Below are 18,674 nucleotides of genomic sequence, written 5' to 3' on the forward strand. Positions count from 1 at the left end.
CTTCCGCTACCCGTTCGGATTCAGCGGGAGCTGCGGCGTCGTCGGCGGTGTCGTGGCCGGAGCCGTCGGCTGGTTCGTCGTCGGCGTCTGGGTGGGCGTCTGCGTCGGGCTCGCAGGAGCCGTGGTCGTCGGCGGCTGCGTCGTCGGCGGCTGCGTGGTCGGCGTGGAGGACGGGGTCGACGTCGGCGACTGCGTGAGGCTGGGCGTCTCGCTCGGCTGGACCGCCGCGCCCTGCGTGGTGTCCAGGTCGAACTTGCTGACCGTGCCCATCGCCTGGAAGGTGTACGCGGCCCAGATCTGCGCCGGGTAGCCGCCACCGTTGATACGGCCGGGGGCCGGGAGGAGACCGGTGGCGCCCGAAAGGGTGACCTGGGCGCCGTTCTTGGCGTTCTCGCCGAACAGGCCGACGGAGGTGACCAGATCCGGCGTGTACCCGGTGAACCAGGCCGACTTGTTGTTGTCGGACGTACCCGTCTTGCCCGCGACCTGCTGGCCGTCACGCGACGGGTTGTCCCGGACGGACGTCTTGGCTGTACCGTCGTCGACCACACCGGTGAGCACCGAGGTGACCGTGTCGGCGGCCGTACGGTCGATGACCTGGTCGCCGATCGGGTCCGGCAGGGTGACCGTGCGGTCCTTGTGCTGCACCGACTTGATGATCGCCGGGGTGACCTTCTTGCCGTGGTTGTCGAGGGTCGCGTAGGCGCCGGCCATCTCGAGCGGGCTCGCGCCCATGGAGCCGAGTGTCTGCGCGGGCACCGCCTGCAGGCCCTTGGTGTCCAGGCCGAGCTGGCCCGCCACCTTCAGCACGTCCTCCATCCCGACGTCGACGCCCATCTGTGCGAAGACCGAGTTGACGGACTTGTTCATCGCCGTCTGAACGGTGATGTTGCCGTAGTTCTGGTCGTCCTCGTTCGGCGGGGCGAAGCCGATCGCGCTGCCCTTGACCGGCCGGCGGCTGGTGCCGTCGTAGATCGTGTTCGCGGTGATCGCCCGGCCGTCCTGCGTCTTGGCCTGCTCCTCCAGGGCGGCCGCGAGGATCAGCGGCTTGAAGGTGGAGGCCGGCTGGTAGTCACGGCGCGTGGCGTTGTTGCGGAAGTGCTTGAAGTAGTCGACGCCGCCGTACATCGCGAGCACGCGGCCCGTCTTCGGGTCGACCGACACGGCACCTGGCTGGACGTCGCCGTCCACGGAGCGCTTCTTCGCGTCGAGCTTGCTCGTCAGCTGCGCCTTGATGGCCTGCTCCAGCTGGGACTGCTTCTTCTTGTCGATGTTGACCGTGACGGTCCAGCCACCGGCCTTCACCATGGCCTCGGCGTCACCGAGCGAGGAGGCCGTGCCCTGGTCGACGAGCTGCTTCTCCAGCTCCGCGTTGGCCGCGTCCACCAGATAACCGGTCTGTCCCTGCATACCGGGCGCCCCCTTGGGCGCCCTCGGTACCTGGAACTTCATGGACTGGCGCTTGCCCGCGTCAAGCCAGTGCATCTGGACCATGTTGTTCAGGACGTAGTTCCAGCGCGCCTGCACCAGCTTCTTGCCGGTGTCGCTCGCGATCGCCCAGTCGTACTGGTTCGGCGCCTGGAGCAGGGAGGCCAGGTACGCGCCCTCCTCGACCGTGAGGTCCTTGGCGTCCTTGCGGTAGTACGCCTGCGCGGCGGCCTGGATGCCGTAGGCGCCGCGGCCGTAGTAGCTGGTGTTGATGTAGCCCGCCAGGATGTAGTCCTTGGACTTCTGGCGGTCCAGCTTCAGCGAGATGACCAGTTCCTTCAGCTTCCGCGTGACGGTCTGGTTCTGGTTCAGGTAGTAGTTCTTGACGTACTGCTGGGTGATCGTCGAACCACCCTGCGCGCCCTTGCCGGAGACGGTGTTGAGCAGGCCGCGGGCCGTGCCCTTCAGGTCGACGCCGGCGTCCTGGTAGAAGGTCTTGTTCTCGGCGGCCACGAAGGTGTGCTGGACGTCCTTGGGCACCTCGGCCAGATCGACGTTCTCGCGGTTGATGTCACCGGTGCGGGCGAGGATCGAGCCGTCGCTGTACTTGTAGATGTTGCTCTGCAGCTTGGCGGCGGCGTTCCCCGCGGGGATGGGCGTCATCATGTACAGCAGGGCGAACGCACCCATGGCCAGCAGCACGAAGCCGAACAGCGAGCCGAGCAGGGTCTTCCAGGTGAAGAGCCTGCGTATGCCGCTCTTTTTCTTACCCGCCCTGCCACGCGCGGCGGCCCTGCCCGCGGTCGGCGCACCGCCCATACCGACCGACGCGGAGCTGGTCGCCCTGATCGAGCGCTGGGGCGCCGCGCGGCGGCCACCGCGCTGCCGCGCTCGTCTCTCTTCCGCTCGTCCCATCGGTCGATGCGCTCCGCTTCCTTCTCGGCTGTCACACAGGTGCTTGGCTCAGGTCAGCTCAGAAAACTAACACCGCCCGGTAAGACAAAGGGGCGGCGATCCCCCCTTTTACGGACGTGACAATCAGCACCCGTCCCAATGGAACCGACGTTCGACAGGCATGGAAGGTTGTCGCGTCGGGTAATGTGATATCACTTAGCTAGACAATGGCTATGATTCGAAACGGGGGACACCACCCATGTCGCCACAAGACGCTTCCTCCGCCGGCGACATACCGGAGATGCCCGCGCCCCGGGTCCGGGAGTTCTCCGCGCACAGCATCGGCGGCGGTCTGGCGCTGGCGCTCGGACTGGCCGGACTCGCGCTCGGCGCCTGCCTGGTCGCGGCCGGCTCGACGGTCACCGCGGACGGCGCGAAGGCGGCACTGATCGTCGTCGGCGTCCCCGTCGGCCTCGCCGCGCTCATCGCCATGTCCGGCCTGAACACGGTGGCACCGGGCGAGGCCCGGGTCGTCCAGCTCTTCGGGCGCTACCGCGGCACGATCCGGCAGGACGGCCTGCGCTGGGTGAACCCCTTCACCTCCCGTACGAAGATCTCGACACGGGTCCGCAACCACGAGACCGCCATCCTCAAGGTCAACGACGCCTACGGCAACCCGATCGAACTGGCCGCTGTGGTGGTCTGGCGGGTCGAGGACACCGCGCAGGCCACCTTCGAGGTCGACGACTTCCTGGAGTTCGTCGCCACGCAGACCGAGGCGGCCGTGCGGCACATCGCCATCGGGTACCCGTACGACGCGCACGAGGAGGGCGGGCTCTCGCTGCGCGGCAACGCCGAGGAGATCACCGAGAACCTCGCCGCCGAGCTGCACGTGCGCGTGGACGCCGCCGGGGTGCAGATCATCGAGTCACGCTTCACGCATCTCGCATACGCTCCGGAGATCGCGTCCGCGATGCTCCAGCGGCAGCAGGCGGGCGCGGTGGTCGCGGCACGGCGGCAGATCGTGGACGGCGCGGTCGGGATGGTCGAGGCGGCACTGGCCCGCATCGCCGAGCGCGACATCGTGGAGCTGGACGACGAGCGGAAGGCGGCGATGGTGTCGAACCTGATGGTGGTGCTCTGCGGAGACCGGGCGCCGCAGCCCATCCTCAACACGGGGTCCCTCTACCAGTGACGGCACCTTCCGGGGGGCCGACCCCCCAGCGTCGGCCGCAGCAGCGCAAGCAGGTGCTGCTGCGGCTGGATCCGCTGGTCTACGACGCGCTGGCCAGGTGGGCCTCGGACGAGCTGCGCTCGGCCAACGCGCAGATCGAGTTCGTGCTGCGGCGTGCCCTCGCGGAGGCCGGCCGCCTGCCCCGCGGGACCGGACCGATCCCCCGCAGGGGCCGGCCGCCCGCTTCCGAGGAGCCCGAGGCGTGAGCGCCCGCCGCGTAGCAGAACCGTGACAAACGACCCTCACCTGCACTGACACCCTCTGGACCAAGATCTATACGCACTGTGTATACGTCATGTGTATACGCGCTATGTACAGTGCTCCCATGTCCATCGGTCACACCCTCCTGGGACTCCTGGAGTCCGGGCCCCGCCACGGCTACGACCTGAAGCGGGCCTTCGACGAGAAGTTCGGTCACGACCGGCCGCTGCACTACGGCCAGGTCTACTCGACGATGTCCCGCCTGCTGAAGAACGGGCTCGTCGAAGTCGACGGCATCGAGGCCGGCGGCGGGCCCGAGCGCAAGCGGTACGCCATCACCGACGCCGGGGTCACCGACGTACAGCAGTGGCTCGCGACCCCCGAGAAGCCCGAGCCGTATCTGCAGTCGACGCTCTACACGAAGGTCGTCCTCGCGCTGCTCACGCACCGCGACGCGGCCGACATACTCGACACGCAGCGCTCCGAGCACCTGCGCATGATGCGGATCCTGACCGACCGCAAGCGCAAGGGCGATCTGGCCGACCAGCTGATCTGCGATCACGCCCTGTTCCACCTCGAGGCCGACCTGCGCTGGCTGGAGCTGACCGCCGCACGTCTCGACCGGCTCGCCGAGGCGGTGGCCAAGTGACTCCTCCTCCCGGTTCCCTGCTGGCTGCCGAAAACCTGCGCAAGGCCTACGGCCCGACCGTCGCCCTCGACGGCGCCGACTTCTCCGTCCACCCCGGCGAGATCGTCGCCGTGATGGGTCCCTCCGGTTCCGGCAAGTCGACCCTGCTGCACTGTCTCGCCGGGATCGTGCCGCCCGACTCCGGCTCCATCCTGTACGACGGCCGCGAGATGGCCGGCATGAGCGACGCCCAGCGCAGCCGCCTCAGGCGTTCGGAGTTCGGGTTCGTGTTCCAGTTCGGACAGCTCGTACCCGAACTGACCTGCGTCGAGAACGTGGCCCTTCCGCTCCGGCTGAGCGGCGCCTCGCGCAAGGCGGCCGAGCGCACCGCCCGGTCATGGATGGAGCGCCTGGAGGTCGACGACCTCGCGGGCAAGCGGCCCGGGGAGATATCCGGCGGTCAGGGACAGCGCGTCGCCGTCGCCCGCGCCCTGGTCACCAGCCCGCGCGTGCTGTTCGCCGACGAGCCCACCGGCGCGCTCGACTCCCTCAACGGCGAGCGCGTGATGGAGCTGCTCACCGAGGCTGCCCGGTCCACCAACGCGGCCGTCGTGCTGGTCACGCACGAGGCGCGGGTGGCCGCCTACTCCGATCGCGAGATCGTCGTGCGGGACGGTAAGTCCAGGGACATGGAGCGCGTCGTATGAGCCAGTGGGCCCGGGATCTGGCCATGGGCGTCCGGTTCGCCTTCACCGGCGGGCGCGAGGGGTGGGCCCGGCTCCTGCTGACGGCTGTCGGTGTCGGTCTCGGGGTGGCCCTGCTGCTGCTCACCACCGCGCTGCCGAACACGCTGGTGGTACGGCACGAGCGTGAGGAGGCGCGCCTGGACTACACGTACAGCCAGACGACCATGCCCAGGTCCGACCGCACCCTCGTGATCGCGGACATCGACACGACGTTCCACGAGAAGGACGTACGCGGGCGGCTGATGGAGCCCGAGGGGGCGCGGGCGCCGCTTCCCCCGGGGCTGGACACGTTCCCGGCCGTCGGGGACATGGTCGTCTCCCCCGCGCTGAAGGAACTCCTCGGCTCCGACGGCGGGAAGCTGCTGCGGGAGCGGCTGCCGTACCGGATCGTCGGGACCATCGGGGAGAGCGGACTGATCGGCTCGCACGAACTCGCCTACTACGCGGGGGCGAACGGCCTCGCGGCGAAGATCAACGGTTCCTCGGTGGCCCGTATCGACCGCTTCGGGCACCCGACCGCGACCTCCGAGAAGTCGGACCCGGTACTGGTCCTGCTGGCGCTCGTCGTCTTCGTGGTGCTGCTGATGCCGGTCGCCGTGTTCATCGCCGCGGCCGTGCGGTTCGGCGGCGAGCGGCGCGACCGCAGGCTGGCGGCGCTCAGGCTGGTCGGCTCCGACGGCGGGATGACCCGGCGGATCGCCGCGGGCGAGGCGCTCGCGGGAGCCCTGGCGGGGCTCGTCCTCGGCACCCTGTTCTTCTTCGTCGGACGTCAGGTCGCGGGCACCGCGGAGATCCTCGACGTCAGCGTGTTCCCCAGCTATCTCAACCCCTCTCCGGTCCTCGCCGTGCTCGTCTCGGTGGCGGTGCCGGCGGCCGCGGTGCTGGTGACGCTGTTCGCCCTGCGCCAGGTCGTCATCGAGCCGCTCGGCGTGGTCCGTGCGGCGCGGCCCAGACGGCGCCGGCTGTGGTGGCGGCTGCTGATGCCGCTGGGCGGGCTCGCGATGCTCTACCCGATGGTCGGCCAGGGCCACGACAACGGGAACTTCAACCAGTACCTCGTCACCGGCGGCGTCATCCTGCTGCTCGTCGGGGTGACCGCGCTGCTGCCGTGGATCGTGGAGACGGTCGTGGCCCGGCTCGGACGGGGCGGCGTCGCCTGGCAACTGGCCGTGCGCAGGCTGCAGCTGAGCAGCGGCACAGCGGCCCGTATGGTGAACGGCATCGCGGTGGCGGTGGCCGGGGCGATCGCACTGCAGATGCTGTTCGCCGGGGTCGAGAGCGATTACACCAAGGCGAGCCAGAACGACCTCTCGCGGGCGCAGATGCAGGTGAACCTGCCGAAGGGGGTGCCGCTCGACCCGGCCGCCCGGCAGTTCGCCGCCACCAAGGGCGTCCGCAAGGTCACGGCGCTCTCCTCCGCCAGCATCGGTGACCGGCGCAAGGACCCCGAGGCGAGCATGGAGCTCAATGTCGGCGACTGCGCCGCCCTGCGCGAGCTGGCGTCGCTGCCCTCGTGCCACGACGGGGACGTGTTCGCCCTGACCGGTGCCGAATGGGACACCGACACGCCGAAGCTGGCCAAGCCGGGCCGGACCCTCTACATCGACCCGTCCTACGCCACCGAGCGCCACAGCGAGGTCGTCTGGAAGGTCCCGGCGCAGCTGAAGCAGGCTCGGACGATCAAGGACCCGACGGGTTCGCAGCGCGGCGGCATCCTGATGACACCGGGCGCGCTGCCCGACCGGGCCGCGGAGCCGGTCACCGGTGAGATCTACCTGTCGATCGACCAGTCCGTACCGGACGTGCGCGAGTACGTGCGGAACACGGCGGCGCGGGTCGATGTGCAGGCGGACGCCATGACGTGGGCGGCCTCGGAGCAGTCCAACAGGTTCACCTCCATCCGCACGGGGCTGTTCGTCGGCGCCGCCTGTGTGCTGGCGCTGATCGGCGCGAGCCTTCTGGTGTCCCAGTTGGAGCAGCTGCGCGAGCGCAAGAAGCTGCTGTCGTCGCTGGTCGCCTTCGGCACCCGGCGCCGCACGCTGAGCCTGTCGGTGCTGTGGCAGACGGCGATCCCGATCGGGCTGGGGCTGGGGCTGGCGTCGACGGTCGGTCTGGTCCTGGGTGCGGTGCTGCTGAAGATGACCGGCCAGACCGTCCGCGTGGACTGGCCGAGCGTGCTGTCGATGACCGGCTTCGGCGCCGCGGTCGTCTTCCTGGTGACGCTGCTCAGCCTGCCGCCGCTGCTGCGGCTGATGCGGCCGGACGGGTTGCGCACGGAGTAGCCGGCGGACCGTCGTGCGGACCCCTCCCCTGACCGGGAGGGGCCCGCACGCGTTCACAGGGCGTATTCCCCGGCGCGCCACCGAGGCGACCTCCCGTGGCGCCCTGCGCGGCACGGTGGCCTTCCCGCTGAGGGGTTGTGTGTATCAGCCAAGGCGTATATTCCTGCGAAATCCGCACTACCTGACGGAAGTTGAATTCTCTCGCCGTTCCGGGTGCGTCATCGACATCTGAGTGATCGAGTATGTGTGCGCGGCTGCGCGGAGATTCTTCAGGCCCCCGGCCCAAGTACCCGTACGGGCAAGGGTCGCAGTGCCTCGCGCATGGCCTCGGCCAGCTGTTCGTACTCGGCGCCCCGGGCGGCACCCGCACGCATCGCGAAGGCGACGCGCCGGGTCGGCGCCGGGTCGGCGAAGTAGCCGGTGAGGAGCTGGTTGTTGCGGGTGGTCTCCACCTTGAGCGCGGTGCGCGGCAGCAGGGTGACACCGAGGCCGCCGGCGACGAGCTGGACGAGGGTGGACAGTCCGGCGGCGGTCGTGGTCACGGGCGCGCCCTCCCGCCCATCGGCCGAGGGCCTCCGCCCCGCCCCGCTGATCTCACGGCCGGCCTCCCGGCAGATGTCGAGGGCCTGGTCGCGCAGGCAGTGGCCCTCGTCGAGCAGCAGCAGGTTCAGCTCGCGCAGCGCCTGACGGGGGATGCCCTCCCGTCCCCCGAGCCAGTGGTCGAGCGGGGTGACGAGCACGAAGTCCTCGTCGAAGAGGGGGAGTTCGACGACGCCGGGCACGCCGAGGGGGACGGCGAGCAGCAACAGGTCGAGGCGGCCGGTGGTGAGTCCGTCGATCAGGTTGGCGGTCTGCTCCTCGTGGACCTGCAGGTCGAGGTGCGGATAGCGGTCGTGGACGAGATTGAGGACGGTCGGCAGCAGGTACGGTGCGACCGTCGGGATCGCCCCGAGCCGCAGCACCCCGGTGAAGGGCGCCCGGACGGCTTCGGCCTCCTCCATGAGGGCGCCGACCTCCACCAGCACCGCCTTGGCCCGTACGGCGAGGCGCTCACCGGCGGGCGACAGGAGCACCTTGCGGGTGGTCCGCTCCAGCAGCGTCACCCCGAGGACCTCCTCCAGCGCGGAGACGGCGCCGGACAGCGCGGGCTGGCTCATGCCGATCGCGGCGGCCGCGTCCCGGAAGTGGAGATGCTCGGCGACGGCGGCGAAGGCGCGCAGCTGGGCGAGACTGGGCTGACGACGCCCGTTGCTCCTGATCCCACCCATCCGTCGCACTCCTCACCGTCACTGATAAGCGATGCCGATCAACCTGACCGAGTATAGCTATTACTCATATCAATGCACCCTGTGCCAGGATCGGCATTGTCCAACCCCTGAGAAGCACCTTGTGTACGCGGTGCTTCTGTGCTGCAAGGAGAGCGCGTGCTCACTGTCGGTGACAAGTTCCCCGAGTTCGAACTGACCGCCTGCGTCTCGCTGGAGAAGGGCCAGGAGTTCGAGCAGATCAACCACAAGACCTACGAGGGCAAGTGGAAGATCGTCTTCGCATGGCCCAAGGACTTCACCTTCGTGTGCCCGACCGAGATCGCGGCCTTCGGCAAGCTGAACGACGAGTTCGCCGACCGTGACGCCCAGATCCTCGGCTTCTCCGGTGACTCCGAGTTCGTCCACCACGCCTGGCGCAAGGACCACCCGGACCTGCGCGACCTGCCGTTCCCGATGATGGCCGACTCGAAGCACGAGCTGATGCGCGACCTGGGCATCGAGGGCGAGGACGGCTTCGCGCAGCGCGCCGTCTTCATCGTGGACCAGAACAACGAGATCCAGTTCACCATGGTGACCGCGGGTTCCGTCGGCCGTAACCCCAAGGAGGTCCTGCGGGTCCTGGACGCCCTGCAGACCGACGAGCTGTGCCCGTGCAACTGGAGCAAGGGCGAGGACACCCTCGACCCGGTGAAGCTCCTGGCCGGTGAGTGAGCGATGTCCCTCGACTCCCTCAAGTCCGCCATCCCGGACTACGCCAAGGACCTGAAGCTCAACCTCGGTTCGGTGATCGGCAACTCCGACCTGCCGGCCCAGCAGCTGTGGGGCACGGTGCTTGCCACGGCGATCGCGTCCCGGTCGGCGATCGTGCTGCGCGAGCTGGAGCCCGAGGCGAAGGCGAACCTGACGCCCGAGGCGTACACCGCGGCCAAGTCCGCGGCCGCCGTCATGGCGATGAACAACGTGTTCTACCGGACCCGGCATCTGCTCTCGGACCACGAGTACGGCACGCTGCGCGCGGGTCTGCGGATGAACGTCATCGGCAACCCCGGTGTCGAGAAGGTCGACTTCGAGCTGTGGTCGTTCGCGGTGTCGGCGATCAACGGCTGCGGGATGTGCCTGGACTCGCACGAGCAGGTGCTCCGCAAGGCGGGAGTGGACCGTGAGGTCGTCCAGGAAGCCTTCAAGATCGCTTCGGTGATCCAGGCGGTCGGCGTGACGCTGGACGCGGAGGCCGTGCTCTCCGAGTGAGCGAACGGCGAAGAGGGTCTCTCCCACTTCGGTGGGAGAGACCCTCTTCGCGTTCGTTCTATCCCGGCCCGGGGCCCTCCCGGCTCGTTCCCGGTCAGGCGTCGGACGGGCCGCTTCCTGACACCGACGTCTCCCGCTGCCGCGCGGCCGCCGGCTGGAGGGTCTGGTGTGTCGCTCCCGAGCTCGCGTATGAGCGCAGATAGCCCACCACCGTGTTCGTCACCGCCACCAGCGGCACCGCCACCACCGCGCCACCGATCCCCGCGACGATCCCGCCGGCCGTCACCGACAGGACGACCGCCAGCGGGTGGACCCGCACCGCCCGGCCCAGGATGAACGGCTGCAGGATGTGGCCCTCGATCTGCTGCACGGCCAGGACCACGACCAGCGTCATGATGGCCGTGAAGACCCCCTGCGTCACCAGCGCCACCACCACCGCCAGCGCACCCGACGCGACCGCGCCCACCAGGGGGATGAAGGAGAACAGGAAGATGAAGACGGCGAGCGGCACGGCCATGGGCACGTTCAGGATGTAGATGCCCAGGCCGATGAAGATCGCGTCGATCAGGGCCACTATCACCGTGCCGCGGACGTAGGCCGTCAGCGTGCGCCAGGCCCGGGGACCGGCGCCCGCCACACCCGGCCGCGCCGCGGCCGGCACCAGCTTGAGCGTCCACTCCCAGATGCGCCGGCCGTCGTACAGCAGGAAGAGGGTCGAGAAGACCGTCAGCAGAATGCCGGTCAGGGCCTCGACGATGACCTGCACGCCCTCCAGGCCGGTCGAGGTGATCTGGTCGGCGTTCGCGCCGATCGCCTCGCGCAGATTCTTGGCTATCTGGTTGATCTGCTTGTCCGTCACGTGGAAGGGGCTGTTGAGCAGCCACTTGCGCAACTCGTCGATGCCGTCCTGGATCTGGTTGGAGAGCGAGTCGATGTTCTCCATGACCTGCCAGGTCACGAACCAGCCGATGAGGCCCATGATGACGAAGCCGAGGATCGCGGTCAGCGCGGTCGCCGGGCCCCGCGGCACACCGTGACGCCTCAGCCGCGCCACGGTCGGCTGCAGCAGCGCCGTGATGAGCAGCGCGCACACGAACGCCAGCACCACCAACTGGACGGCACTGATGACCCGCATCAGCACCCAGAGGGTGCCGGCCAGGGCGAGCACCCGCCAGCCGGCTTCGGCGGCGACCCGTACTCCCCACGGCACCGCCTCGACGGGATTCGGACGCGCCTGGACCGTGGGCGCGTACGCCGGAGGCGGGGGTACGCCGTCCGGCATCGGGGGCGGCGCGGGCTCGGCGTGTTCCTTCTCGACCTCGGCGCGGCGCTCGTCCAGCCGCTCGCCCACCTGGCTCAGCCCGGCGCCCAGCCGGGAGAGCCACCCTGGCACTTGCGACATGATCCGCCCTCTTCCCCCGTGTCCCCGGGTGCTCCCCACCACTCCCCCCTGGAGTCGTCGGTTCCGACCGTACATGGCAGGACCCCACGGCCGTAAACGGCCTGAGCCCCTCACCCAAAGACGGTGAGGGGCTCCTCAAGGTTGAGCGACCGCGCGTGCGCGGACAAGCGGCTCAGTACCAGTGGTTGGCCTGCCAGAACGACCATGCCCCACAGGGGCTGCCGTACCGGCCGTTCATGTAGTTGAGGCCCCACTTGATCTGCGTGGCCGGGTTGGTCTGCCAGTCGGCGCCGACAGACGACATCTTGGAGCCGGGCAGGGCCTGGAAGAGACCGTAGGCACCGGAGGAGGCGTTGACCGCACGGTAGTTCCAGCTGGACTCGTGGTCCACGATGTTGCTGAAGCACTGGAACTGGTCGGCTGCCACCAGCTGACGTGCCATCGCCTGGATCTGCGCGACGGAGTAGGAGCTCTGGACCGGGAAGCTGGAGGCGTCACGGCTCGCGCGGCTGGCCGCGGCTGCGGCCTCCTTGCGTGCCTTGGCATCCTCTTCGGCCTTCTGCGCGGCCTTCTGCTTGGCGATCGCGTCCGCGGCCGCCTGCTTACGGGCCGTCTCCTCGGCGTCCTTCTTGGCGCTGACGTCCGCGGCGATGGCCTGGACGTCAGCCTGCTGCGTCAGGGACGCGGTCTGCACCTGTGCCTGCTGACCCGCGGGTATATCCGCCAGGAGGGTCGTCTCGTTGGCCGTCGCCTCGGCGTCGCTCGACGAGGGCTGCCCAGTGCTGCCCGAGGCAACACCGGTGACGGCGCCGACAGCGGTGACCGCCGTGGCCGAAGCCACTGCGAATCCCCGGACCGAAATCCGGCTCACACGGTTTCCTTCCAGCATCGCCCGCTTCGGTGACCCTGGCGGACGCAATCGTGCCCCTGACGCTGGCCTCCCAACTGCGGGGTCACGGGAGGCGCGGGCCCGGTGGGCAACTTCCTGACGGAAGCGGCCGCGTGGTGCTCGGGCGGCATACGACGGCGCTATGAAGTTCTGATGTTGCTGTGTTGCCGTACCGCTGGGGGTACAGGTGTGTCGTATGCGGGGCCTGACAGGAGTGAGACTCTGCCGTAACCGGACGCCGGGTGGCAATTCTGCGTTGAGTGTGAAAGCTCACATCCCGTTTGGCCCAGCGGATTAGCGGAACTCCCACACGCGAAGGCGCCGCCCGGCTAGGCTCTGGAGCCTTTGCCGAACGGCGCCAACCGACGGGTAACCACCTCAGGTTGAGCACTCGGGTCAGATCTGCCCGTCCTCGAGCATTTCGGTCACAAGGGCCGCGATCTGGGACCTCTCGGACCGCGTGAGCGTGACGTGGGCGAAGAGCGGATGCCCCTTCAGCTTCTCCACGACGGCGACGACTCCGTCGTACCGGCCCACCCGGAGGTTGTCCCGCTGGGCCACGTCGTGGGTCAGAACCACCCGTGAATTCGAGCCGATCCGGGACAGAACGGTCAGCAGGACGTTCCGTTCCAGCGACTGCGCCTCGTCCACGATGACGAAGGCGTCGTGCAGCGAGCGGCCGCGGATGTGGGTGAGTGGGAGGACCTCCAGCATCCCGCGCGCGGTGACCTCTTCGATGACCTCGCGGCTGGTGACCGCGGACAGGGTGTCGAAGACCGCCTGCGCCCAGGGGCTCATCTTCTCGGCCTCGGTGCCCGGCAGGTATCCGAGTTCCTGCCCGCCGACCGCGTACAGCGGCCTGAACACCATCACCTTCTGGTGCTGCCGGCGCTCGAGCACCGCCTCCAGGCCCGCGCACAGCGCCAGCGCCGACTTTCCGGTGCCGGCCCGGCCGCCCATCGACACGATCCCGACGTCCGGGTCGAGCAGCAGGTCGAGCGCGATCCGCTGCTCCGCGCTGCGGCCCTTGATGCCGAACGCCTCCCGGTCCCCGCGCACCAGCCGGACGTTGCCCTCCGACGTGACACGCCCGAGCGCCTTGCCCCGCTCCGACTGGATCGTCAGACCCGTGTGCACCGGCAGGTCGGCGGCCTCGGGGACATAGACGTGGCCCTCTTCGAACAGGATGTCCACCTGCTCGCCGGAAAGGGTCAGTTCGGACATTCCGGTCCAGCCGGTGGAGTCCGTGATGGCCAGCTCCGCGCGGTACTCCTCAGCGAGAAGACCGACGGAGGATGCCTTGATGCGCAGCGGCAGGTCCTTCGACACGACCGTGACGTCGAATCCCTCGGCCTGCAGATTGCGGGCGACCGCGAGGATGCGGGAGTCGTTGTCCCCCAGGCGGTAGCCCATGGGGAGCACGCTCGGGTCCGAGTGGTTGAGCTCGACCCGGACGGTTCCGCCGAGGTCCCCGATCGGGATCGGGGCGTCCAGACGGCCGTACCGGACCCGGTAGTCGTCGAGCAGGCGCAGGGCCTGGCGGGCGAAGTAACCGAGTTCCGGATGGTGCCGCTTGGCCTCGAGTTCCGTGACCACGACGATGGGGAGCACGACTTCGTGCTCGTCGAAGCGGGTCACGGCGTTCGGGTCGGCCAGCAGGACGCTGGTGTCGAGAACATAGGTGCGCCGGTCTGGCTTGGGGCGCTTTGTGCTGGTCACCACGGAAGGACGTACCCCCTCGGATGAGGTCGGGGAGCGACGGAGTGGAATGCCGGGTCGGGCTGGGCGGGAGAAATCCCGACCGGTCGACGGCCGCGATGCACGGGCCGAGAACCGGCCCTCCACTGCTTCTTCCGTGCCGTGACCGCACGGTGGGGCTGGTGCAAAGGGCCTCCCGGGCGGACGGCCCCGAGCCGTCCGCTGAGATCCGACACCCGTGGTTCGGGTGTCGACCTGTCTGGCTTATGCCCTCGAACATGCGCTGCCATGCCACGGCATATGACGGCGCCCCAATGAACTCCTTGTTACTTTTACGCCCTGACGGGTGAAGGCCTCTTCCGTCGCCCAGGGGCGAGTCGGCGCCCTGACGAGGAGGTTGTTCAGCCGCCGTAACGGCGGTGTCGCGCCGCGTAGTCACGGAGCGCGCGCAGGAAGTCCACCTTGCGGAAGGCCGGCCAGAACACTTCGCAGAAGTAGTACTCCGAATGCGCTGTCTGCCAGAGCATGAATCCGGACAGCCGCTGTTCACCGCTCGTACGAATCACCAGATCGGGGTCGGGCTGGTCACTCGTATAGAGGTGCCTGCCGATCAGGTCGACGTCCACGGAGTCGGCAAGGGCCTCCATCGAGGTGCCCTTCTCCCGGGCGTCGAGGAGCATCGAGCGGACGGCGTCGGCGATCTCCTGGCGCCCGCCGTAGCCGATGGCGACGTTGACGAGTATCCCCTCGACATGCGCGGTGGCCTCTTCGGCCTCCTTCAGGACGCCCTGCATCCGCCCGGGCAGCAGATCGCGGGCGCCCACGTGGTGCACCCGCCAGCGGCCGTCGGCGGCAAGGGAGCGGACGACGTCCTCGATGATCCCGAGGAGCGGGACGAGCTCCTCCTTCGGCCGGTCGAAGTTGTCCGTCGACAGCAGCCAGAGGGTGACGACCTCGACGTCCGTCTCAGCGCACCAGCCGAGGAACTCCTCGATCTTGTCGGCCCCCGCCCGGTGGCCCTGCGCGGTGGTCGAACCCGCGGCCTTCGCCCAGCGCCGGTTGCCGTCCATGATGACGCCGATGTGCTTGGGCACCTGAGCGTGGTCCAGGTGACCCTCCACCCGGCGTGCGTACAGCCTGACCAGCAGGCCGCGCAGCTTGTCGCGCAGGTTCACGTGATTGTCAGCCCCTCCGTGCGGATCAGACAGGTTCGGGCGTGCGCGATCCCCGTCAGATGGCGGTCCCCGGGGGCGAAGCCTACCCCTGGAAATCCATGGCCCCACCAAGGGGTGTCAGTGCTCCGTCCTGGGTGCGTACCCCCGAACAGGGGCCGTATGGCCCCCAATTCCGGGCCGGAGCACCCGCTACCGGCCGCGCCGGGAACCGGTGCGCACGGCGGGCGGGTCGGACGCCCATGGGGCCCGCGACGGGGGAAAGGAAAACGGGCCGGTCCGTGGGGGGGGAGACGGACCGGCCCGAGGGGGGGTTTCCACCATAACCCTTCGTAAGTGCTGCTGGCTGCATCGGCGTGCCACAACTACTCTCCGGATTCGCCCGGCGACGCCGCGATGCCCCCGGAATCGCTCCCTCACAGCGTGATCATGGCCGGAACACAGCGGATTCCAAGGGAATCCGGCCGAATCCAGAGGTATCCGAAGGATGTGTCCTGCCCTTTGGGGCACATGGATGACGCGTCCGGGCATACTCCGGCCGGGTGACTCGCGGCGCGAGCGCCCACTTGACGCCATCGATAGCTTCGCGGCCATGGCCATGCTCACGACGGCCGGCCTGTCCGGCCCGGTGCCCCTGGAGGTCGCCCGCTCGACCCGGTCCCGGCGGCGCGGGCTGCTCGGGCGCGACGGGATCGAGGGGGCTCTGCTGCTGAGCCCGGCGAGCGCGGTGCACACCCTGGGGATGCGGTTCCCGATCGACGTCGCCTACCTGGACCAGGAGTTGCGGGTGGTGGCGGTACGGACCATGCCGCCGGGGCGGATCGGCCTGCCCCGCCTGCGTGCGCGCCATGTCCTGGAGGCCGAGGCCGGGGCGATGGAACGGTGGGGCATACGGCGCGGGGCGCAGGTGACGGTGTACGACGCCTGACGGCACGCGGACGCAGGGTACGGCGCCGCGCAGCCCCCTCCCACTGCACGGTGCCGTGCCGCGCAGCTTTGCTGACGCGAATTGCCTTGGTCTGAACTTACGTGAGCGGCGGACCCGGTTCGAAGCGGATCCGATAACGATGTGACAACCTCAGGTGAACGGTCCCGGTATGTGGACATCCGTCTCACCCTCAGGACGCCCAAGTCCCGTCTGCTCGGACGGCCCCCGGTCTCACCCGCCCGGCTTGCGGGCCTCTATCAGGAATCGCGTGCTGTACGCGACGAAGGGCCCCTCGGACTCGATCCGTGCGTGCAGGGACCTCAGTTGGGGCTCGTACCGGTCCACGGTGAAGTCCGGGACCATCCAGATCACCTTGCGCAGGAAGTGGACCACGGCCCCGATGTCATGGAACTCCATGCGCAGCCGGGCCTCCTGAAGGCCGGTGACCTCGAGACCGGCCTCTTCGGCCCGGGCCCGTGCCCGCTCGGGGTCGCGCGCGTCGCGGACCTCCGGCGGCTGCGGCCCGAGGAAGTACTCGACGACCTCGACGGCGCTCGCCGGGCCGACCTGCTGGGAGAAGTACGTACCGCCGGGACGCAGCACACGGGCGATCTCGGGCCAGTACGTGCGTACCGGGTGCCGGCTGGTGACGAGGTCGAAGGCGCCTTCGGCGAAAGGCAGCGACGCGTCCTCGGGCGAGGCGACGACCACGGCGCCGCGCGGATGGAGCAGAGCGGTGGCCCTGGCGACGTTGGGCGGCCATCCCTCGGTGGCCGCGGTCAGCGGCGGCAGCGAAGGGGCGGAGGCCAGGACCTCGCCGCCTCCGGTCTGAACGTCGAGCGCGGCCGACGCCACGGCGAGCCGCTCCGCCATCGAACGCGCGTACCCCCACGGAGGCCGCTCCTCCGTGGCCCGGCCCTCGAACCAGGAGAAGTCCCAGCCGTCGACGGACGCGTCGACGGCTTCCTTGACGAGGTCTTCGTAGGTACGGCTGGTCGTCATGCGGCGATCGTCCCAGCGCCCGGGAAGGAACCGCGACCGAATTTCCCGGGCCGGCCGACCGCACGGACGGACAACCGGCCCCGGCCCACGGGCCCGCGGTCACGACACCAGCGGGCGCACCTCGTGGGCCGCGAACCGAATGAACGCCTCCGGGTCCGGCTCGTCCGCGGTCGGCTGGAGGACGACGGTGTCGGCGCCCGCGTCGGCGAGTCGCCGGACGGCCTCGGCGACCGCGGCCGCGTCCCCGGCCACCCCGTGCTCCGGTACCGGGTCCTCCCCGTCCGCCTCGATCTCGGCGCGCAGCCGGGCGGCGGCGTCCGGGCCGGTGGCGGTGCGCAGGTAGACGACGATGTGGTGGGGGTCGGTGCGGCCCGCGGACTCGCGCCCCTCGTCGATGAGCTGACGGGCCCTCCGTACGCCCTCGGGTGCCGTGGAAGCGGTGAGGACGGTCCCGTCGGCCGCCGCGCCGGACAGGCGCAGGGTGCGCGGTCCTGTGGCACCGGCGAGGACGCGGACCGCCTGCGCGGGCGGCCAGTCCAGCGCCACGCCGTCCAGTCTCACGTACCGCCCGTCGGTGGTGACACTCTCACCGCGCAGCAGGGCCCGCAGCGCGTCGAGATACTCGCCCAGCAGCGTCACCGGCGACTCGGCGCGGGCCCCGACCTGCTCCATCCAGCTCTGCACGCCGTGCCCCACACCGACGATCGCCCGCCCGGGGAACATCCGTTCAAGGGTGGCCGCCTCCATCGCGGTCACCGCGACGTTCCGCAGCGGCACCGGCAGCAGTCCGATGCCGACCCGCAGCCGCTCGGTCCAGGCGAGCGCGGCGGACGCGGCGGAGATCCCTCCCTCCAGGAAGCAGTCCTCCCACAGCCACAGCTCCTCAAGGCCCGCCTCGTCCGCGAGCCGCGCGATCCCGCGCAGCCGCTCGGGCGGCAGTTGGGGCCGGAACACAGCACCGATTCCAGTCATGCGGTCTTCCTATCGAGCGGACCCGGGCGGGACAACAGGTTTACCGTTCGTCCGGCTGCGGGCGCTCGTAGTGCAGGAGCACGACACCGTTGCCGAACCGGCGCGAGTCGATCAGGCGCAGGGCCGTCAGCGCGTCGGTCTCGGGGAAGAGACGCTGACCGCGGCCGACGAGGATCGGGTGGACGTAGATCCGGAACTCGTCCACCAGGTCGTGCCGCAGGAACTCGGCGGCGAGGGCGGCGCCGCCGAGCGCGAGGTCGCCTCCGTCCTGCGCCTTGAGCGCGAGGATGTCGTCCACGACGACGTCCCGGACGACGGTGGTGTGCCAGGCGGCGTGCTCGAGGGTCCGGGAGAACACGATCTTCGGCATGTTCCGCCAGATCCGGGCGTACTCGACCATGGGCCCCGAGCGGTGCGGATCGGAGTCGGCGGTGGGCCAGAAGTCGGCCATGAGCTGGTAGGTCACGCGGCCGTTGAGAAAGGCCCCCATGTCCTTGAGCACATCGTTGAAGTGCTGGTGCAGCTCGTCGTCGACCAGGTGCCAGTCGATCTCGCGGTTCGGGCCCTCGATATAGCCGTCCAGGGACACGGACATCATCAGGACGATCTTTCGCATGGGCAACTCCCGGTTCCGACGGCCACCGACTGGACGGCACGAGCATCGCGCAGCAGCGCCGCGTGG

17 protein-coding genes are annotated in these 18,674 nt (G+C 69.5%); 8 read left to right on the forward strand and 9 right to left on the reverse strand.

The window, feature by feature from the left end:
• Positions 1–6 precede the first annotated feature (6 nt).
• Positions 7–2,343, reverse strand: coding sequence for a transglycosylase domain-containing protein (locus ABZ904_RS20050; RefSeq protein WP_360995857.1), 2,337 nt, complete (start codon positions 2,341–2,343; stop codon positions 7–9).
• A gap of 238 nt (positions 2,344–2,581) precedes the next feature.
• Here ABZ904_RS20050 and ABZ904_RS20055 point away from each other — a divergent pair, with 238 nt between their 5' ends.
• From ABZ904_RS20055 to ABZ904_RS20075, 5 genes are all read left to right on the forward strand, one after another.
• A complete protein-coding gene (locus tag ABZ904_RS20055) occupies positions 2,582–3,517 on the forward strand; it encodes an SPFH domain-containing protein (RefSeq protein ID WP_361824782.1) in 936 nt (311 codons plus the stop codon).
• Positions 3,514–3,762, forward strand: coding sequence for a hypothetical protein (locus ABZ904_RS20060; protein ID WP_360995851.1), 249 nt, complete (start codon positions 3,514–3,516; stop codon positions 3,760–3,762). Before ABZ904_RS20055 ends, ABZ904_RS20060 begins: the two co-directional genes overlap by 4 nt.
• A 119-nt stretch (positions 3,763–3,881) precedes the next feature.
• Complete coding sequence (locus tag ABZ904_RS20065; RefSeq protein WP_359392144.1) at positions 3,882–4,406, forward strand: PadR family transcriptional regulator; 525 nt, start codon at positions 3,882–3,884, stop codon at positions 4,404–4,406.
• Complete coding sequence (locus tag ABZ904_RS20070) at positions 4,403–5,092, forward strand: ABC transporter ATP-binding protein (RefSeq protein ID WP_359392146.1); 690 nt, start codon at positions 4,403–4,405, stop codon at positions 5,090–5,092. The genes ABZ904_RS20065 and ABZ904_RS20070 overlap by 4 nt, the downstream gene beginning before the upstream one ends.
• Positions 5,089–7,413 carry an FtsX-like permease family protein gene (locus ABZ904_RS20075; RefSeq protein WP_361824785.1) on the forward strand — a complete coding sequence of 775 codons (2,325 nt, stop codon included), beginning with the start codon at positions 5,089–5,091 and terminating at the stop codon, positions 7,411–7,413. Before ABZ904_RS20070 ends, ABZ904_RS20075 begins: the two co-directional genes overlap by 4 nt.
• A 269-nt stretch (positions 7,414–7,682) precedes the next feature.
• Here ABZ904_RS20075 and ABZ904_RS20080 read toward each other — a convergent pair whose 3' ends face one another.
• Entirely contained in the window at positions 7,683–8,681 is a 999-nt protein-coding gene (locus ABZ904_RS20080) for a LysR substrate-binding domain-containing protein (protein WP_361824788.1), read from the reverse strand.
• A 156-nt stretch (positions 8,682–8,837) separates the two neighbouring features.
• Between ABZ904_RS20080 and ABZ904_RS20085 the strand changes: the two genes are divergently transcribed.
• Positions 8,838–9,392 (forward strand): peroxiredoxin, encoded by a 555-nt coding sequence (locus tag ABZ904_RS20085; RefSeq protein ID WP_359392152.1) that lies wholly within the window; start codon positions 8,838–8,840, stop codon positions 9,390–9,392.
• Between the two features lie 3 nt (positions 9,393–9,395).
• Positions 9,396–9,929 carry an alkyl hydroperoxide reductase gene (locus ABZ904_RS20090; RefSeq protein WP_359392154.1) on the forward strand — a complete coding sequence of 178 codons (534 nt, stop codon included), beginning with the start codon at positions 9,396–9,398 and terminating at the stop codon, positions 9,927–9,929.
• Positions 9,930–10,023: 94 nt separating this feature from the next.
• Here ABZ904_RS20090 and ABZ904_RS20095 read toward each other — a convergent pair whose 3' ends face one another.
• From ABZ904_RS20095 to ABZ904_RS20110, 4 genes are all read right to left on the reverse strand, one after another.
• A complete protein-coding gene (locus ABZ904_RS20095) occupies positions 10,024–11,331 on the reverse strand; it encodes an AI-2E family transporter (protein ID WP_359392156.1) in 1,308 nt (435 codons plus the stop codon).
• Between the two features lie 172 nt (positions 11,332–11,503).
• The gene (locus ABZ904_RS20100; RefSeq protein ID WP_359392158.1) at positions 11,504–12,220 is read right to left on the reverse strand and encodes a transglycosylase SLT domain-containing protein; all 717 of its coding nucleotides are present in this window, start codon (positions 12,218–12,220) and stop codon (positions 11,504–11,506) included.
• A 396-nt stretch (positions 12,221–12,616) separates the two neighbouring features.
• The gene (locus ABZ904_RS20105) at positions 12,617–13,942 is read right to left on the reverse strand and encodes a PhoH family protein (protein WP_360995839.1); all 1,326 of its coding nucleotides are present in this window, start codon (positions 13,940–13,942) and stop codon (positions 12,617–12,619) included.
• A gap of 377 nt (positions 13,943–14,319) precedes the next feature.
• Positions 14,320–15,093: an isoprenyl transferase gene (locus ABZ904_RS20110; protein WP_359392162.1), complete on the reverse strand. Its 774-nt coding sequence runs from the start codon at positions 15,091–15,093 to the stop codon at positions 14,320–14,322.
• A 589-nt stretch (positions 15,094–15,682) separates the two neighbouring features.
• Here ABZ904_RS20110 and ABZ904_RS20115 point away from each other — a divergent pair.
• On the forward strand, positions 15,683–16,018 hold the full coding sequence (locus tag ABZ904_RS20115; protein WP_361824792.1) for a DUF192 domain-containing protein: 336 nt from the start codon (positions 15,683–15,685) through the stop codon (positions 16,016–16,018).
• 231 nt (positions 16,019–16,249) lie between these two features.
• On the opposite strand, the gene ABZ904_RS20120 is transcribed toward ABZ904_RS20115, so the two are convergent.
• The 3 genes from ABZ904_RS20120 to ABZ904_RS20130 form a co-directional block, all read right to left on the reverse strand.
• Positions 16,250–17,020, reverse strand: coding sequence for a class I SAM-dependent methyltransferase (locus ABZ904_RS20120; protein WP_360995833.1), 771 nt, complete (start codon positions 17,018–17,020; stop codon positions 16,250–16,252).
• A 99-nt stretch (positions 17,021–17,119) separates the two neighbouring features.
• Positions 17,120–17,992 (reverse strand): LLM class flavin-dependent oxidoreductase, encoded by an 873-nt coding sequence (locus tag ABZ904_RS20125; RefSeq protein ID WP_359392168.1) that lies wholly within the window; start codon positions 17,990–17,992, stop codon positions 17,120–17,122.
• Between the two features lie 40 nt (positions 17,993–18,032).
• The gene (locus ABZ904_RS20130) at positions 18,033–18,608 is read right to left on the reverse strand and encodes a dihydrofolate reductase family protein (RefSeq protein ID WP_359392170.1); all 576 of its coding nucleotides are present in this window, start codon (positions 18,606–18,608) and stop codon (positions 18,033–18,035) included.
• Between the last annotated feature and the right edge of the window lie 66 nt (positions 18,609–18,674).

Source organism: Streptomyces sp. NPDC046900, from assembly GCF_040644975.1.
In the GTDB taxonomy this organism is placed as follows: Bacteria; Actinomycetota; Actinomycetes; order Streptomycetales; family Streptomycetaceae; genus Streptomyces.

Coding starts and splice junctions, on each gene's coding strand:
- ABZ904_RS20050 (WP_360995857.1), bottom strand. CDS start 2,343: ATGGGACGAGCGGAAGAGAGACGAGCGCGGCAGCGCGGTGGCCGCCGC.
- ABZ904_RS20055 (WP_361824782.1), top strand. CDS start 2,582: ATGTCGCCACAAGACGCTTCCTCCGCCGGCGACATACCGGAGATGCCC.
- ABZ904_RS20065 (WP_359392144.1), top strand. CDS start 3,882: ATGTCCATCGGTCACACCCTCCTGGGACTCCTGGAGTCCGGGCCCCGC.
- ABZ904_RS20075 (WP_361824785.1), top strand. CDS start 5,089: ATGAGCCAGTGGGCCCGGGATCTGGCCATGGGCGTCCGGTTCGCCTTC.
- ABZ904_RS20080 (WP_361824788.1), bottom strand. CDS start 8,681: ATGGGTGGGATCAGGAGCAACGGGCGTCGTCAGCCCAGTCTCGCCCAG.
- ABZ904_RS20090 (WP_359392154.1), top strand. CDS start 9,396: ATGTCCCTCGACTCCCTCAAGTCCGCCATCCCGGACTACGCCAAGGAC.
- ABZ904_RS20095 (WP_359392156.1), bottom strand. CDS start 11,331: ATGTCGCAAGTGCCAGGGTGGCTCTCCCGGCTGGGCGCCGGGCTGAGC.
- ABZ904_RS20100 (WP_359392158.1), bottom strand. CDS start 12,220: ATGCTGGAAGGAAACCGTGTGAGCCGGATTTCGGTCCGGGGATTCGCA.
- ABZ904_RS20115 (WP_361824792.1), top strand. CDS start 15,683: ATGGCCATGCTCACGACGGCCGGCCTGTCCGGCCCGGTGCCCCTGGAG.
- ABZ904_RS20120 (WP_360995833.1), bottom strand. CDS start 17,020: ATGACGACCAGCCGTACCTACGAAGACCTCGTCAAGGAAGCCGTCGAC.
- ABZ904_RS20125 (WP_359392168.1), bottom strand. CDS start 17,992: ATGACTGGAATCGGTGCTGTGTTCCGGCCCCAACTGCCGCCCGAGCGG.
- ABZ904_RS20130 (WP_359392170.1), bottom strand. CDS start 18,608: ATGCGAAAGATCGTCCTGATGATGTCCGTGTCCCTGGACGGCTATATC.